Origin of the sequence: Nocardioides albidus (assembly GCF_006335005.1) — a bacterium.
Classification (GTDB): Bacteria; Actinomycetota; Actinomycetes; order Propionibacteriales; family Nocardioidaceae; genus Nocardioides; species Nocardioides albidus.
On the sequence record NZ_VDMP01000024.1, the window covers coordinates 151,587 to 167,403 of the forward strand.

Annotated in this window: 16 protein-coding genes; 9 read left to right on the forward strand and 7 right to left on the reverse strand. The window is 72.6% G+C overall.

The window, feature by feature from the left end:
* Nucleotides 1-55 precede the first annotated feature (55 nt).
* From metK to FHP29_RS11665, 6 genes are all read left to right on the forward strand, one after another.
* Complete coding sequence (metK, locus tag FHP29_RS11640) at nt 56-1,255, forward strand: methionine adenosyltransferase (protein WP_139623025.1); 1,200 nt, start codon at nt 56-58, stop codon at nt 1,253-1,255.
* A 153-nt stretch (nt 1,256-1,408) separates the two neighbouring features.
* Complete coding sequence (locus FHP29_RS23120) at nt 1,409-3,454, forward strand: primosomal protein N' (protein ID WP_139623026.1); 2,046 nt, start codon at nt 1,409-1,411, stop codon at nt 3,452-3,454.
* A 67-nt stretch (nt 3,455-3,521) separates the two neighbouring features.
* Nucleotides 3,522-4,067 (forward strand): peptide deformylase, encoded by a 546-nt coding sequence (def, locus tag FHP29_RS11650; RefSeq protein ID WP_139623027.1) that lies wholly within the window; start codon nt 3,522-3,524, stop codon nt 4,065-4,067.
* 5 nt (nt 4,068-4,072) lie between these two features.
* A complete protein-coding gene (gene fmt / locus FHP29_RS11655; RefSeq protein WP_139623322.1) occupies nt 4,073-4,999 on the forward strand; it encodes a methionyl-tRNA formyltransferase in 927 nt (308 codons plus the stop codon).
* Nucleotides 4,992-6,335, forward strand: a complete 1,344-nt coding sequence (locus tag FHP29_RS11660) for an RsmB/NOP family class I SAM-dependent RNA methyltransferase (protein WP_205014045.1) — start codon at nt 4,992-4,994, stop codon at nt 6,333-6,335. The genes fmt and FHP29_RS11660 overlap by 8 nt, the downstream gene beginning before the upstream one ends.
* Nucleotides 6,336-6,362: 27 nt before the next feature.
* Nucleotides 6,363-7,379: an LLM class flavin-dependent oxidoreductase gene (locus tag FHP29_RS11665; RefSeq protein ID WP_139623028.1), complete on the forward strand. Its 1,017-nt coding sequence runs from the start codon at nt 6,363-6,365 to the stop codon at nt 7,377-7,379.
* Nucleotides 7,380-7,390: 11 nt separating this feature from the next.
* On the opposite strand, the gene FHP29_RS11670 is transcribed toward FHP29_RS11665, so the two are convergent.
* Genes FHP29_RS11670 through FHP29_RS11690 form a run of 5 tightly spaced genes read right to left on the reverse strand, consistent with a single transcriptional unit; the run spans nt 7,391 to nt 12,132 of the window.
* Nucleotides 7,391-9,058: a hypothetical protein gene (locus FHP29_RS11670; protein ID WP_139623029.1), complete on the reverse strand. Its 1,668-nt coding sequence runs from the start codon at nt 9,056-9,058 to the stop codon at nt 7,391-7,393.
* Nucleotides 9,055-10,011 (reverse strand): hypothetical protein, encoded by a 957-nt coding sequence (locus FHP29_RS11675; protein WP_139623030.1) that lies wholly within the window; start codon nt 10,009-10,011, stop codon nt 9,055-9,057. The genes FHP29_RS11670 and FHP29_RS11675 overlap by 4 nt, the downstream gene beginning before the upstream one ends.
* A gap of 44 nt (nt 10,012-10,055) precedes the next feature.
* Nucleotides 10,056-10,862: a hypothetical protein gene (locus FHP29_RS11680; protein ID WP_139623031.1), complete on the reverse strand. Its 807-nt coding sequence runs from the start codon at nt 10,860-10,862 to the stop codon at nt 10,056-10,058.
* Nucleotides 10,859-11,377 (reverse strand): SigE family RNA polymerase sigma factor, encoded by a 519-nt coding sequence (locus FHP29_RS11685; protein ID WP_240044455.1) that lies wholly within the window; start codon nt 11,375-11,377, stop codon nt 10,859-10,861. The genes FHP29_RS11680 and FHP29_RS11685 overlap by 4 nt, the downstream gene beginning before the upstream one ends.
* 32 nt (nt 11,378-11,409) lie before the next feature.
* Complete coding sequence (locus tag FHP29_RS11690; RefSeq protein ID WP_240044456.1) at nt 11,410-12,132, reverse strand: AAA family ATPase; 723 nt, start codon at nt 12,130-12,132, stop codon at nt 11,410-11,412.
* 40 nt (nt 12,133-12,172) lie between these two features.
* Here FHP29_RS11690 and FHP29_RS11695 point away from each other — a divergent pair, with 40 nt between their 5' ends.
* The gene (locus FHP29_RS11695) at nt 12,173-12,718 is read left to right on the forward strand and encodes an NUDIX domain-containing protein (protein ID WP_139623032.1); all 546 of its coding nucleotides are present in this window, start codon (nt 12,173-12,175) and stop codon (nt 12,716-12,718) included.
* Between the two features lie 52 nt (nt 12,719-12,770).
* Here FHP29_RS11695 and FHP29_RS11700 read toward each other — a convergent pair whose 3' ends face one another.
* On the reverse strand, nt 12,771-13,271 hold the full coding sequence (locus FHP29_RS11700) for a hypothetical protein (RefSeq protein ID WP_139623033.1): 501 nt from the start codon (nt 13,269-13,271) through the stop codon (nt 12,771-12,773).
* A 165-nt stretch (nt 13,272-13,436) separates the two neighbouring features.
* Between FHP29_RS11700 and ligD the strand changes: the two genes are divergently transcribed.
* Both ligD and FHP29_RS11710 read left to right on the forward strand, forming a co-directional pair.
* Nucleotides 13,437-14,387: a non-homologous end-joining DNA ligase gene (ligD, locus tag FHP29_RS11705; RefSeq protein ID WP_139623034.1), complete on the forward strand. Its 951-nt coding sequence runs from the start codon at nt 13,437-13,439 to the stop codon at nt 14,385-14,387.
* A gap of 9 nt (nt 14,388-14,396) precedes the next feature.
* Nucleotides 14,397-15,602 carry a kynureninase gene (locus FHP29_RS11710; protein WP_139623035.1) on the forward strand — a complete coding sequence of 402 codons (1,206 nt, stop codon included), beginning with the start codon at nt 14,397-14,399 and terminating at the stop codon, nt 15,600-15,602.
* Here the strand turns inward: FHP29_RS11710 and FHP29_RS11715 are convergent.
* Nucleotides 15,584-15,808 carry a hypothetical protein gene (locus tag FHP29_RS11715; protein WP_139623036.1) on the reverse strand — a complete coding sequence of 75 codons (225 nt, stop codon included), beginning with the start codon at nt 15,806-15,808 and terminating at the stop codon, nt 15,584-15,586. The two genes, FHP29_RS11710 and FHP29_RS11715, sit on opposite strands and share 19 nt — an antisense overlap.
* Nucleotides 15,809-15,817 lie beyond the last annotated feature (9 nt).

Here is a 15,817-nt window from a genome sequence, read left to right on the forward strand (position 1 = left end):
TGGACCACCACCAATGAAGCGCCCATCAGCCCCCCATACAGGAGTTCCCACCACCATGACCGGACGTCTGTTCACGTCGGAGTCGGTGACCGAGGGTCACCCGGACAAGATCGCCGACCAGATCAGCGACACCGTGCTCGACTACCTGCTCGAGCACGACCCCAAGAGCCGGGTCGCCGTCGAGACCCTGCTCACCACCGGGCTGGTCGTGGTTGCCGGCGAGGTGACCACCGAGGCCTACGCCCCGGTCGCCCAGCTGGTGCGCGAGAAGATCCTCGAGATCGGCTACGACTCCTCCGACAAGGGCTTCGACGGCAACTCCTGTGGCGTGCAGGTCGCCATCGGCGCCCAGTCCCCGGACATCGCCCAGGGCGTCGACACCGCCGAGGACGTCCGCCTCGGCGGCTCCTCGGACGAGCTCGACAAGCAGGGCGCCGGCGACCAGGGCCTGATGTTCGGCTACGCCTGCGACGACACCCCGGAGCTCTTCCCGCTGCCGATCAAGATCGCGCAGACCCTCGCGGAGAAGCTCACCGAGGTGCGCAAGGACGGCACGCTCTCCTACCTGCGTCCTGACGGCAAGACCCAGGTCACCATCGAGTACGACGAGGACGACCGCGCCGTGCGCGTGGACACCGTCGTGCTCTCCACGCAGCACTCCGAGGACGTCAGCCAGGAGCAGATCGCCGCCGACATCAAGGCGAAGGTCATCGAGCCGGTGCTCGAGCAGTTCAAGACCAGCGTCCCGTTCGACGGCTACAAGCTGCACATCAACCCGACCGGCAAGTTCGTCGTCGGCGGCCCGATGGGCGACGCCGGCCTGACCGGCCGCAAGATCATCGTCGACACCTACGGCGGCATGGCGCGCCACGGTGGCGGCGCGTTCTCCGGCAAGGACCCGTCCAAGGTCGACCGCTCGGCCGCCTACGCCATGCGCTGGGTCGCCAAGAACATCGTCGCCGCGGGCCTCGCCCGGCGTGCCGAGGTCCAGGTCGCCTACGCGATCGGCGTCGCCAAGCCGGTCGGCGTCTTCGTCGAGACCTTCGGCACCGGCGTCGTCCCGGACGAGAGGATCCAGGAGGCGGTGCTCGAGGTCTTCGACCTGCGTCCCGCCGCGATCCTGCGCGACCTCGACCTGCGCCGCCCGATCTACGCCAAGACGGCCGCCTACGGCCACTTCGGCCGCGAGCTGCCCGAGTTCACCTGGGAGCGGACCGACCGCGCGGACGCCCTCAAGGCCGCCGTCGGCATCTGATTCTCGTCACCCGGCGCAAACTGACCCGGGATCAACGCCGACCCGGCGCAGACTGACCTCGCGAGAGGTCATTTTGCGCCGGGTCGTCGCGTTCTCGGAGCTAGTTCGCGCCGGGTCGACGATGGGTCGGACGCCGCTGGTAGAACTTCGGCCATGACCCCCACCCCCGACGAGCCGGCCCTGGAGCTGCCCGGCCTCGTCCGGGACCGGGTCGCCGAGGGTCGGGCCAAGGCGGCCGCCACGCGGGCGCGCAAGGCGGCCGAGGCCGAGATCGCCGAGGTCGACCCGGTGGCCCGGGTGGTGCTCGACCTCCCGCTGGCCCACCTCGACCGGGTCTTCGACTACGCCGTGCCCGCCGCCATGGCCGACGGCGCCGTTCCCGGCGCCCGGGTCAAGGTCCGCTTCGCGGGGCAGGACGCCGACGGCTTCGTGGTCGCGCGCGGCGCGGCCTCCGACCACGACGGGCGTCTCACACCGCTCAAGCGGCTGGTCAGCCCGGAGCCGGTGCTCAGCGCCGCCGTGGCGACCCTCTGCGACCGGGTGGCCGAGCGCTACGCCGGCGTGAGCGCCGACGTACGCCGGCTCGCCGTGCCGCCGCGGCACGCCACGACCGAGAAGGAGCCGACCCCGGCCGAGCCGCCGCTGACCTACGACGGCGTCGACGCGGAGCGGGCCTGGGCCGACTACCCCGCCGCGGCGCCCTTCCTCGCCCACCTGCGCGACGGTCACCCGCCCCGCGCGGTGTGGTCCGCCGGCCCGGGCGAGGACTGGCCTGCCCTGCTCGCCCACCTGGCCGGCGCCGCGCTGGCTGCCGGACGGGGGAGCATCCTGTGCCTGCCCGACCACCGCGATGTCGCCCGGGTCGACGCCGCCCTCACCGCGCTCCTCGGCGCGGGACATCATGTCGCGCTGCGCGCCGACCCCGGACCGGCCGCCCGCTACCGCGAGTTCCTCGCCGTCAGCCGGGGTCGACGCAGGATCGTGGTCGGCACCCGCTCCGCGGCGTTCGCGCCCGTGCGCGACCTCGGCCTCGTCGTGGTGTGGGACGACGGCGACGACCTGCACGCCGAGCCGCGCGCGCCCTACCCGCACGTGCGCGAGGTGCTGCTCCTGCGCGCGGAACAGGAGCGCACCGCCGCCCTGGTCGGCGGGTTCGCCCGCACCGTCGAGGCGCAGCACCTCCTCCACACGGGCTGGGCCAAGGAGATCGCGCTGCCTCGCGCGACCGTCCGGGAGCGAGCCCTGATCGGGGTGAGCGGCGCCAGCGACGTCGCCCTCGAGCGCGATCCCACCGCTAACGCGGCGCGAGTGCCGAAGGAGGCCCACGACGCCCTGCGCTGGGGGCTCGAGCGCGGACCGGTCCTGGTGCAGACCCCGCGGGCCGGCTACGCCCTGAGGCTGGCGTGCGAGCGGTGCCGGACCCCGGCGCGGTGCAAGGCCTGCTCCGGTCCGCTCGAGCTGACCGGCCCGACCACTGCGCCGCGCTGTCGCTGGTGCGCGACCGAGGCGCCCGGCTGGTCCTGCGCGGAGTGCGGTGCCTCCGGTCTGCGCGCCCCGGTGGTCGGTGATGCCCGCACCGCGGACGAGCTCGGTCGCAGCTTCGCGAAGGTCGCCGTCGTGTCGTCCTCCGGCGACCAGGTCCGGGCCGGGGTCGGCCCGGAGCCCCGGATCGTGGTCGCGACCCCGGGGGCCGAGCCCGTCGCCGACGGCGGGTACGCCGTCGTGGTCCTTCTCGACACCTGGTGGGCCCTGGGCCGCGACAGCATGCGCGCGCCGGAGGAGGCCCTGCGCCGCTGGTGCAACGCGGTCGGCCTGCTGGGCCCGGGCGGCCGGGCGCTGGCCGTGGGTGATCCCGCCCACCCCGCGCTGCGGGCGCTGGTGCGCTGGGACATGGCCGGCTTCGCCGTCCGCGAGGCCGAGGAGCGGCGCGAGGCGCATCTGCCGCCGGCCGCCCGGATCGCCACCGTGACCGGTCCGCCGGGCGCCCTCGACGACCTGCGGGCGCTGCTCGAGCTCCCGCCGAGCGCGGAGGTCCTCGGCCCGGTCCCCACCCGCGACGCCGACGTCGAGCGGATCGTGCTGCGTGTCCCGCGCGCCGACGGCGTCTCCCTGGCCCGCGCGCTCGGGGAGGTGCAGCGGCTGCGCTCGGCACGCAAGATGGATCCGGTCCGCATCCAGGTCGACCCCTGGGAGCTGTGAGGGACGGCCCCGCGTCGGCGGCGCGGGCGCTCGACGCGCGGGCGGGCGTGGTCGATAGGCTGAATCAGTGGCCATCCGACCCATCCGACTCTTCGGCGACCCCGTCCTGCGCAAGCCCGCGATCGAGGTCGTCCACTTCGACGCCGAGCTGCGCCAACTGGTCACCGACCTGACCGACACCATGCTCGACGCACCCGGCGCCGGTCTGGCCGCACCTCAGATCGGGGTCGGCCTGCGGGTCTTCACGTGGTACGTCGACGGCGAGGTCGGACACCTCGTCAACCCCGAGCTGCGTCTGTCCGACGAGACCCAGGACGGGCCCGAGGGCTGCCTGTCCCTGCCCGAGCTGACCTACGACTGCCTGCGCGCGCTGTCGGTCGTGGCGAGCGGGTTCACCATGCACGGCGACCCGGTGACCGTCGAGGGATCCGACCTGCTGGCGCGGGCGATCCAGCACGAGACCGACCATCTCGACGGGATCCTGTTCATCGACCGGCTCGACCAGGCCGCACGCAAGGCGGCGATGCGAGAGATCCGCGAGTCGGAGTGGTTCGGCCTGGAGAAGCCGACGATCAAGCTCTCGCCCCACGCGACCGGCGGCTTCGGCCGATGACGCCGCTGCGGCTGGTGTTCGCGGGGACCCCGGAGGTCGCCGTACCCGCACTCGACGCCATCGCCGCGTCGCCGCACGAGCTGGTCGGCGTCGTGACCCGTCCCGACGCGCCCGCCGGCCGCGGGCGGAGGCTGACGCCGAGTCCCGTCGCGCAGCGCGCCCAAGAGCTCGGCGTACCCGTCCTCAAGCCCGCACATCCCCGCGACCCCGAGTTCCAGGACCAGCTGAGGGCGTGGGAGCCGGACTGCTGCCCGGTGGTGGCCTACGGCGCCCTCCTGCCACGCAGCGCGCTCGACATCCCGCGCCACGGCTGGGTCAACCTGCACTTCTCCGTGCTGCCGTCCTGGCGCGGCGCCGCGCCGGTCCAGCACTCGATCTGGGCCGGCGACGAATACACCGGCGCCACCACGTTCCGCATCGTCGAGGCACTCGACGCCGGTCCGGTCTTCGGCGTGATGACCGAGCGGATCCGGCCCACCGACACCGCCGGCGACCTGCTCGGCCGCCTCGCCGAGGGCGGTGCGAGCCTGCTCGTCGCCACCCTGGACGGCATCGCCACCGGCGCGGTCGAGGCGCGCGAGCAGCCCGACGAGGGCGTCAGCCTGGCGCCGAAGATCACCGTCGACGACGCCCGCGTCGACTGGACGGAGCCCGCCGTCGGCGTCGACCGCCGGATCCGCGCCTGCACCCCGGGGCCCGGCGCCTGGACCACACTCGACGGCGAGCGGGTCAAGCTCGACCGGGTGGAGATCGTCGGCGGTGGGCCGTCGTTGCCCCCGGGCGCCATCGAGGTCGGCAAGAGCGCCGTCCTCGTCGGCACCGCCACCGACCCGGTCCGGCTCACGGACGTCAAGGCGTTCGGGAAGAGGCAGATGGCCGCTGCCGACTGGGCCCGCGGCGTACGACTCCCCGAGACCGCGAGCTTTGAGTAGGCAGAGGCGGCGGGCGGTCGACCCGGCCCGGCTGGCCGCCTTCGAGGTGCTGAAGGCGGTCCGGGTAGATGACGGCTACACCAACCTGCTGCTGCCGGCCACGCTCGCGCGGCACGGGCTGACCGGGCGTGACGCGGCCTTCGTCACCGAGCTGGCCTCGGGGACGATCCGGAGGCAGGGGACGTACGACGCCGTGCTCGCCGCGTGCATCGACCGGCCGCTGCGCAAGGTCGAGGCGAAGGTGCTCGACGCCCTGCGCCTCGGTGCGCACCAGCTGCTCGCGATGCGGGTCCCGACCCATGCCGCGATCGACACCACCGTCACGCTGGTCCGCGAGCAGGTCAACCAGGGCGCCGCGGGCTTCAGCAACGCCGTGCTGCGCAAGGTCGCCTCGCAGGACCTGGCCGCGTGGCTCTCGCAGGTCGCAGGCGACGACCTCGCCGTCGCCCACAGCCACCCGGCCTGGGTGGTCGACGAGCTCCGGCGCGCGCTGGGCGGGCGCGCCGAGGAGCTCCCGGCGCTGCTGGCAGCCGACAACGACGCGCCGCGGGTCACGCTGGTGGCCCGGCCGGGCCTGTCCGCGCGCGACGAGCTCCCCGGCACGCCGACCCCGTACTCGCCCTACGGCGTCGTGCTCGACGGCGGCGACCCGGCCGGCATCGTCGCGGTCGCCGAGGGCAGGGCCGGCGTCCAAGACGAGGGCTCGCAGCTGGTCGCGCTCGCGCTGGCGACTGCTCCGGTCGAGGGCCGCGACGAGCGGTGGGTCGACCTGTGCGCCGGCCCCGGCGGCAAGGCGTCCCTGCTGGCCGCGCTGGCTTCCTCGCGGGGTGCCGCGCTGACCGGCGTGGAGCTGCACCACCACCGCGCCCGCCTGGTGGCCCGTGCGGGCGCCGCCGCCGGCAGCGGACTGGCCGGTGTGGTGCAGGCCGACGCCACCCGGGCGCCCTTCGCCGACGCCAGCGCCGACCGGATCCTGCTCGACGCCCCGTGCACCGGCCTCGGTGCGCTGCGCCGGCGGCCCGAGGCCCGCTGGCGCCGTCGGCCCGGAGACGTGACCGAGCTCGTGACGCTGCAGCGGGCCCTGCTGACCGAGGCGGTCCGGGTGCTGCGTCCCGGCGGAGCGCTGCTCTATGCGACCTGCTCGCCCGTGCTGGCCGAGACCGCCAGCGTCGTGGCCGCAACCCTCGCGGACCACCCGGAGGTGCGGCTCGACGACGTGGGCGCGCACCTGCCCGCCGTACCCGATGCCGAGGGGCCGCTGCCCGGCACGGTCCAGCTCTGGCCGCACCGGCACGGCACGGACGCGATGTTCCTGGCGCTGCTCCGCAAGGAATGAACGCAACAAGTTGACGGTTCAACCATCATGAAGAAGATCGGCTTCCTCTCCTTCGGTCACTGGACGCCCGGCCCGCACTCGCAGACGCGCTCGGCCTCCGACACGCTGCTGCAGTCCATCGACCTCGCCGTCGCGGCCGAGGAGCTCGGTGCGGACGGCGCGTACTTCCGGGTGCACCACTTCGCCCGCCAGCTCGCCAGCCCGTTCCCGCTGCTCGCGGCGATCGGCGCGCGCACCAGCCGGATCGAGATCGGCACCGGTGTCATCGACATGCGCTACGAGAACCCCCTGTACATGGTCGAGGACGCCAGCGCCGCCGACCTGATCTCCGGCGGGCGACTGCAGCTCGGCATCTCCCGCGGGTCACCGGAGCAGGTGATCGACGGCTGGCGGTACTTCGGGTACGCCCCCGCCGAGGGCGAGACCGAGGCCGACATGGCGCGCCGGCACACCCAGGTGTTCCTCGAGGCGCTCAAGGGTGAGGGGTTCGCGCAGCCGAACCCGCGCCCGATGTTCGCCAACCCGCCGGGCCTGCTGCGTCTGGAGCCGCACTCCGAGGGTCTGCGCGAGCGGATCTGGTGGGGCGCTGCGTCCAACGGCACCGCCCGCTGGGCCGCCGAGGTCGGCATGAACCTGATGAGCTCCACCCTCAAGGAGGACGAGAGCGGCCAGCCGTTCCACGTCCAGCAGGCCGAGCAGATCCGGGTCTTCCGCGACGCCTGGGCCGAGGCGGGACACCAGGGCGAGGCCCGCGTCTCGGTGAGCCGCTCGATCTTCCCGCTGGTCTCGGACGAGGACCGGATGTACTTCGGCGGCCGCCCCGAGGACGACCAGGTCGGCCAGATCGACAACATGCGCGCGATCTTCGGCCGCTCGTACGCCGCCGAGCCCGACCAGCTGGTCGAGCAGTTGCGCGAGGACGAGGCGATCGCCGAGGCGGACACGCTGCTGCTCACCGTCCCCAACCAGCTCGGCGTCGACTACAACGCCCACGTGATCGAGACGATCCTCACCCACGTGGCGCCGGAGCTGGGCTGGCGCTGACGGGCAATGAACTACGCAGTGCTGCGGAGGCTGTCGAACGCCGCCTGCACCGCCAGGTCGGTCACGTCGTAGTCCTTGCCGCTGTTCCACAGTCCGTCGGCGAGGTCGGCGACGGCCAGGCCGCCGAGCTTGAGCTGCGCAGCCGCCTCCGTGACCAGGGTGTCGATCGCCTTCGCGAGGGCGGCGGCTGCTGGGACCATTCCGAAGTCGGTGGCCGCGACGTCGACGTCGGAGATCTCGGTGTGCTGCTTGTTCACGACGAAGGCGGCGTCGTCGAGGTCGCTCGACGCGCTGCGTAGGGTGGCGGGCTCGACCTCCACCTCGGACTCCAGCCCGAGCTCGCCGAGCGGCGTGGCCGTCAGGTAGCGCATCGCCCAGAGGTCGTCGGGGTTGTCCTCTTCGTCGAAGGGCCACCACGGGGTCTTGGAGTTGACGTGGTCGTACTTGGCGGCGCCGGACTCGTAGGTGACGTAGACCTGGCCATCGACCTCGACAATGCCTTCGGCCATGTTCGGGAACGGGTACTCGTCGGACCGTTCGCCGGTGTCCCGGTCCTGGACGACCACGGCGCTCTCGTTGGTGCGTCCGAAGGAGGTGCTGAAGACGAACTCGCCGTCCCTCACCAGGACCCCCTGTACGCGGTCCGGGGTGGGGATCGTGAGGGGAGCGCCGTCCGGCGCGCGCACCTGCTGCCACGTTCCGGTGGCGTCCTTCTGGTAGGCGTACATGACGTTCTGGTAGTGGTCGCCGACATAGAGGGTCCCGTCGTGGACCGCCGAGTATGAGTGGGCGTCGACGAAGGTGGGTGGCCTCGTCTGCTGCACCGTGGTGCCGGGGACGGCGGCCTGGATGTCCTTCAGCGAGTACTCGAAGACCTTGCCGTTGTCGGTGACGTAGACGCTGTCGCCGTCGACGGCGACGCCGCCGGCGTGATGGTTGGGTTTGTCGACCTCTTCGCCGAACCCGCCGAGCTTGACCTCGGTCTGCTCGTTGCCGGTCACCTCGTCGACGACCGACAGCACCGAGTCGCCACCTGCTTCGGGATAGTAGGTCTGCAGCAGGCTCCGGGTCTCCGGATCGTAGCCGAGCCCCTGGGGGATGAGACCTCGGTCGTCGCCGTTGGCGGCGATATTGGGGATCATCGGCCCGAGCCCGCCGCCCGCCCAGCCCTCGGTCCGTGCCGCTCCCTTTTCGACCCAGGCGCGGGTCTCCTCGTCGAGCTCGGAGGTGTCGACCGGCTCGCCCTTCAGGGCGGCTGCGATCGCGGCGAGCTGTCGGTTGTAGCTGCGTCCGACGGCCAGGAGGGCGCCCTGGACGAGGTAGGCGTAGAGCTGGGTGAGCAGGGCCGGCATCGCGGTGTCCCGCTGGCGCCACTTGCCGATGATGGTGATGGCCTGCGACTCCAGGTCCAGGTAGGCGGCCTCCGCGGTGAGGAGCGCGCCCTGAGCACGCACCACCGCCTCGCGTACGACGGAGACGCCGTAGACGAGGCTCGAGGCGCGCATCGTGTAGGCGTTGGCGGCGCCGCCCACCCACACCGGCACGCCCGCGGCGGTCTCGATGCCGGTGCGGGCGTCGTTCAGCTTGGCGCTGACGCTCATCAGGGTCTCGGCGTCGCCGCGGAGTCCGCTGGGGTTGCCGGAGACGAGCGCCTGGTAGGTGAGCTCGGGGTCCGTCACTGCTGCGGCGGCCTGAGATCGAACCCGGATATGGGCAGCCCGTTGGGAAGGACGACGCGCTCGCCGGCAGTGCCGGCGAGAGCCTCGCAACGGCCGGAGGGCACGTCGCATGTCATGACCTCGGTCTGCGCTCCGCGCAGCAGGCCGTATGCCGTGTCTTGGTCGAGCCAGGCTCGAAGCTCCAACCGGGTGCTGTCAGCCTGCGGCGCGACCTGCGCTCCGTCGGGACCGAGGAGGAGTTGCCCCGTGCCCTCGTGGTCGATGCGCCACGGGCTGTCCGGGTTGACCAGGGAGGAGGTCGGCCGCGGAGGAAGGTCACCGATCCCGATCTCCTGTGCCTTCCCGGTGGCGAAGTCGTAGGTCCAGATCCCGGCGGCCCTGAGCGTCAGGCCGTCGTCGGTGATCGTGCTGATCTGCATCTCGAGCTCGGGGTAGAGGTCGGCGAAGTCGTCCTCGGCGGGGTCGCCGGTGGCGTCGGTCGACCTGATGATCTCCTTGCCCTCGGCCAGGTCCCAGACCACCAACGCGGCCTGCGGGGTCCCGAACGCGTCCTCCTCGCCGCTCTCCATGTCGAGCGCGGCGAGATAGCGTCCATCGGGCGAGGCGCGGGTCGTGCCGACGAGCACCTCGACCCCCGTCCGTACGACGTCGCCGTCGCGCCCGGCGAACAGCAGCTCCTGCTCGCCGCTGGTCGGCAGCGTGTCGTCGTCGGGATCCTCGTCCTCGGTGAAGTAGACGCCGTCACCGGCGACGACGATCGTCGCTATCGGCACGCCCACGTCGATCTCGTCGTCGGGCAGATGGGCCACCGAGCCGACCGCGAAGGCGATCCCCGCGGTGGTGACCGGGTCCTCGCTGTGCTGCCAGGCCACGGACTCGCTCGACGAGCCGCTGTCGCACCCAGCGCAGATCGCGATCGCGACCATCAGGAAGGGCAGGGAGATCCGACGCACGGGGGAATGCTGCCACCTGGCACCAGCCCGAAACGCCAGGGTGGTCAGTCGACCCAGACCAGGCCCTCCCCGAGCGCCTTGATCTCGGCGCTCGTGGTGCCCTGGCCGCCCTGGACGCTGATGAAGATCCCGTCGCGCGCCTCGGTCGTGTAGACGCCCGGGTCGGCACCCTTGTCGGCCGAGGACAGCCACGCGTCGCGCTCGGCGGCGTCGCGGATCACGAGGCCGGCCACGCCCCCGTCGGTGGAGGTGCAGGAGGCCTTGTCATCGACGAGGAACCACTCGCAGGTCCACCCGGCGGGGGCTGTGACCGGCGCCTGGTCGACCTTGCCGAGCATCCCGAGGGCGTCCGCATCGGCCATGCTGACCGCCACCGTGATGCCGGGCCAGTCCTCGGTCAGGGTGCCGAAGCCCCCGGACCACCAGGTCTCGATCTGGTCGGTGGGACCGGAGACGAGGGCGACGAAGCCGGTGCCGGCGCCGGGCAGGGTGCTCGAGCCCAGCTCGTACAGCCCGGTCGTGTCGGTGCGGATCGTCGCGGTCAGGCCGTTGCCGAGATCGAGGACCTGCCCGACCCGCAGCGCGGCGGCCGGAGCCGTGGTCGGGGCGGTGGCGACCGAGCGGTCGCGGGCCGCCGTACCGCCACCGGACAGCAGGCCGGCCGCCACCGCGACCGCGGTGGCCGTGGCCACGCCGAGGACGGCTCCGGAGACGGCGAGTCGCCGGCGGCGCAGCGCCCGGCCGGAGGCGAGGGAGGAGGCGGCGAGGTGCTCGAGGTCGGGGCGCTCGTCGCTCAGCCGCTCACGAAGGGCAGGTCCCACCAGCGGGTCGAGGAAGTCGAGGTCGGTCATGGGTGGGTCCTCTCGGAGATCGGGTCGATCAGGGGGCGCAGCCGCTGCAGGGCGCGGCGGGCGCGGGTGCGCACCGCCGACTCGCTGATCCCGAGGTGGGCGGCGGTCTCGGCGACGCTGTGGTCCTCCCAGTAGCGCAGGACCACCACGGCGCGGTCGAGCGGGGCGAGGCCGGCCAGAGCCGCCAGCAGGTCGACCCGCAGGTCCGGGTCGGGTACGGCGAGCGGCGGGCCGATGTCCGCCTCGGTGAGGTCCCGGGGCCGTTCGCCGGTGCGCCGCAGCCGGCGGTGCGACAGGAAGGTGTTGAGCAGCATCGTCCGTGCGTAGGCGGCCGGGCTCTCCGCGGACTGGACCCGACGCCAGTGCACGAACACCTTGGCGTACGTCGCCTGGGTCAGGTCCTCCGCGAGGTGGTGGTCACCGGTCAGCAGCATCGCCGCATGGTGGAGATGGGTGCCGGTCTCGCGCACGAACGCCGCGAACTCCTCGGCCTGCCGGTCTGCCTTCACACCCACCTGACGCTCCAGACCCCTGCCCGTGTGACAGCTCAGTCCAGCACGTGGCGCAGGTAGCGCTGCGGGTCGTCGAGATAGCGGCGCCAGTGCTGGACGAGCTCCAGCTCCTCCCACGTCGTACGACGAAGGCCCCAGTCGCCGACCTCGAGGATCGTGGCGCCGGGCATCGCCGCGAGCACGGGGGAGTGCGTCGCGCACAGCACCTGGCCGCCCTCCCGGACCACCCGGTCCAGCACCGAGATCAGCCCGAGCGACGACGAGAACGACAGCGCCGCCTCCGGCTCGTCGAGACAGTAGAACCCGGGGGAGTCGAACCGGGTGCGCAGCACCTCCAGGAACGACTCGCCGTGACTCATCTCGTGGAACACCGGATCTCGGTCGTTGTCGGCGGGATTGCTCTCCAGGAAGCTGTACCAGCCGTGCATCGTCTCCGCGCGCAGGAAGAACCCCCATCGGCCGGAACCCAGCCCCCGCTGGATCCTGAGTGCGCGGTGGAGTGGGGACTCCGACTCCCTGGTCGTGTGCCGGCCCTGGTTCGTGCCGCCCTCGGGCGAGAGCCCGTAGGCCACCGCGACGGCCTCGACGAGCGTGGACTTCCCGGACCCGTTCTCGCCGACGAGGAAGGTGACTCCCTTCCCGAGCTCCAGGCCCTCCCGCACCACCTGCGCGACGGCGGGGATCGTCATCGGCCATGCGGTGGGGTCGAGCCGGTCCTCGGCGGTGACCCGGACGACGGGCGGCTGGTCGAAGTCCACGGGCCCACGCTACGGCGACCGGGTCGTCTAGGTTGGCCGGATGCAGCCGTGGCAGTGTCGCTCGACCCGGATCGCCTACGAGAACCCGTGGATCCGGGTCCGCGAGGACGAGGTGGTCCGGCCCGACGGCAGCGACGGGATCTACGGGGTGGTCGAGGTGCGGCAGCCGGCCGTGTTCGTCGTCCCGCTCACCGACGACGACGAGGTCGTGCTGGTCGAGATCGACCGCTATACGACGGGCGATCGCGCCTCCTTGGAGCTGCCGGCCGGGGGAGCCGACGGTCAGGCCCCGCTGGTGGCCGCACAGCGGGAGCTTCGTGAGGAGACCGGGCTCGCGGCGGCGCAGTGGCAGGAGATCGGGCGGATGAACGCCCTCATCGGCGTGGCGCACGCGCCCGAGGTCGTCTACCTCGCGCGGGGGCTGACCTACGTCGGCGACGACGCCATGCTCGAGGACGGGATCCGGGCCGTGCACCGGATTCCGCTCGACGAGCTCCTCGCCCGGGTCGCTCGCGGCGAGATCACCGACGGCGAGAGTCTGGCCTGCATCCTGCTCGCCCTCGTCGCGCTGGGTCGCGTGCGCTGACGGACCGATCCGTGCGCCAGCCGGCTGGGTCCGGCTGGCGGCCGGGGTCGGATCAGAGCGCCTGCCCGAACGTCCACGTGCCGGGGAAGGTCTCGCTCGCACCGCTCGTGGCGTCCACCAGGGAGACATCGGACCAGGTGATCTGGGTCAGCGTCTCGGTCTGTCCCTTCGGGCAGCTGAACCCGTTGCTGTCGGCCGACGGTGCGGACAGGGTCAGGGAGCCGTTGACGTTGCCGTTCTTGCCGGAGGTGAACTGTCCCGATGCCGTGGCGTCGCCGGAGATCGTGGTCTTGTTGCTGGCGCTGGGGTTCTTCCTGCCGCCGTTGATGCACTGGAACACGGCGTCGTACGACGCGTTGAGGGTGATGGTGACGGTGGTGCCGGATCCGAGCCCGGCCTCCTTGAACGTGGCCGTGAGGCCGAAGCCGCTCGTGCTGAGCGACGCGCTGACGAAGTGCGGGCTGTCGGCGAGTGCCGGCCCGGTGCTGAGGAGGAGCGCGAACAGGGCCGCGAGGGCGGTCCCGAGCGCGCGCAGACACATACGCATGGGCATGACCTTCTTCCAGGGAGCGGAGGGAGAGATGGCCGCGTGAGCGAGAGACCCGAGTGCGGTCGGGGACGACGGTCATCTCGACGCTAGGCCCGGCTCCGAGTGGCCGCAATAGTCCGTTCGGGCGAGCCCGGTGCCGGTGTCCGCCGGCCTCGGTACTGTCGCGCCATGGCGTCCCCTGCGGTGGAGATCGAGGTCGAGAACCGCGTCGTGCGGGTGAGCAACCCCGATCGCGTCTACTTCCCCGAGATCGGGGCGACGAAGCTCGATCTCGTCGAGTACTACCTCGCCGTCGGCGAGGGGATCGTCAACGCGCTGTGGGAGCGCCCGTGCATGCTGCACCGCTTCCCGAAGGGCCTCGACGGCGACAAGGTGCACCAGAAGCGGCTGCCGGCCGGGGCACCGGACTGGGTCGAGACGGTGCAGCTCTTCTTCCCGCGCTGGAAGCGCACCGCCGACGAGCTCTGCGTCACCGAGCTGGCCTCGGTGATCTGGGCGGTGCAGATGTCCACCGTCGAGTTCCATCCCTGGAACAGCCGGCGCGGCGCCACCGAGACGCCCGACGAGTGGCGCATTGACCTCGACCCCGGTCCGGCGGCGTCGTACGACGACATCCGCCGCGTCGCCCACGTCGCCCACGAGGTCCTCGACGAGCTCGGCGCGGTCGGCTACCCGAAGACCAGCGGCAGCAAGGGCCTGCACGTCTATGTCCGGATCAGGCCCGAGCACGACCATGCGGGCGTTCGACGGGCCGCGCTCGGGTTCGCCCGCGAGGTGGAGCGTCGCGCTCCGGAGCTGGTCACCACGGCCTGGTGGAAGAAGGACCGCGACCCGGCCGCGGTCTTCGTCGACTACAACCAGAACGCCCGCGATCACACCATCGCGGCGGCGTACTCCGTGCGCGGCCTGCCGGATGCGCGCGTCTCGACGCCGATCCGCTGGGACGAGATCGACGACGCGGACCCGCGCGACTTCACGATCCGGACGGTGCCAGCGCGCTTCGCCGAGCTCGGCGACCTCCACCACGACATCGACGACCACGTCTTCGACATCGCGCCGCTGCTCGAGTGGGCCGACCGCGACGAGGCGGCGGGAGCCACGGAGCCGCCGCCGGAGTAGGTTGCGCGGATGACCCTCGATGCCGCGACGCTGGACGCCGGCGACCCCCTCGCCCCGCTCCGTGAGCGCTTCGTCGGGGCCGACACCCCGCTCGTCTATCTCGACGGGAACTCGCTGGGCCGTCCGCTGCGGGCGACCGCGCAGCGGGTGCGCGCGTTCGTCGAGGACGAGTGGGGAGGTCGGCTGATCCGCGGGTGGGACGAGCGCTGGTACGACCTCCCGCTCACGCTGGGCGACCGCCTCGGCGAGGTCGTCCTCGGCGCCGCGCCCGGCCAGGTGGCGGTCGGCGACTCGACGACGGTCCTGCTCTACAAGATGGCGCGGGCCGCCGTGGCCGCCCGACCCGGTCGCTCGGAGATCGTGGTCGACCGCGATAACTTCCCGACGGATCGCTATGTCGTCGAGGGGGTCGCCGCCGAGTGCGGACTGACGGTCCGCTGGATCGAGGCCGACCCGGACGGCGGAGTGACCGCGGAGGATCTCGCGCCGGTGCTCGGGCCCGAGACCGCGCTCGTCGTGGTCAGCCATGTCGCCTACCGGTCGGGCTACCTGGCCGATGTCGAGGGGCTCGCCCGGCTCGCGCACGACGCGGGCGCCTGGATCCTCGTCGACCTCTGTCACTCCAGCGGCGCCGTCCCGGTGCAGCTCGACGCATGGCAGGTCGATGTCGCGGTCGGGTGCACCTACAAGTACCTCAACGGCGGTCCCGGCTCACCCGCCTTCGGGTACGTCGCCTCCCGGCACCTCGAGGACGGCTCCTTCGCGCAGCCGGTCCAGGGCTGGATGGGTGCGGCGGACTCGTTCACGATGGGACCGTCGTACGCGCCGGCGCGGGGGATTCGCCGACTGCTCAGCGGGACTCCGCCCATCGTCGGGATGCTCGGCCTGGAGGACATGGTCGAGCTCCTCGCCGAGGCCGGCATCGAGGCGGTCCGGGCGAAGTCCGTGGCGCTGACCGAGTACGCCGTCGCGCTGGTCGACCGCGACCTGCCGGACGTCCGCGTCGCCTCCCCGCGCGCCCCCGCCGTCCGCGGCGGACACATCACGATCGCCCATCCGCGGATGCGGGAGGTGACCGCGTCCCTGTGGGAGCGCGACGTCATCCCCGACTTCCGCATGCCCGACGGACTGCGGATCGGGCTTTCGCCGCTCTCCACCTCGTTCGGGGAGGTGGCGGACGGGGTGGCCGCGATCGGTCAGGCGCTGAGCGGCTGAGCGGGCTGGTCCGGCTCGTCGAGGGCGGCGCGCAGCTCACGGGCGTGCGCGTGCAGGATGACGGCCGCGAAGCCGTTGCCGCAGGCGTCCTCGTGGTCGGCCTCCCGGTCCCACTCGTCGGCGAGGCGGCGGGCGTCGGCGCGAGGGTCCGCCATCAGCTCCCGCTCGACAGCCCGCTTGCGGGCCTCGCTGTTCATCATCGGCATGGTCTGCCT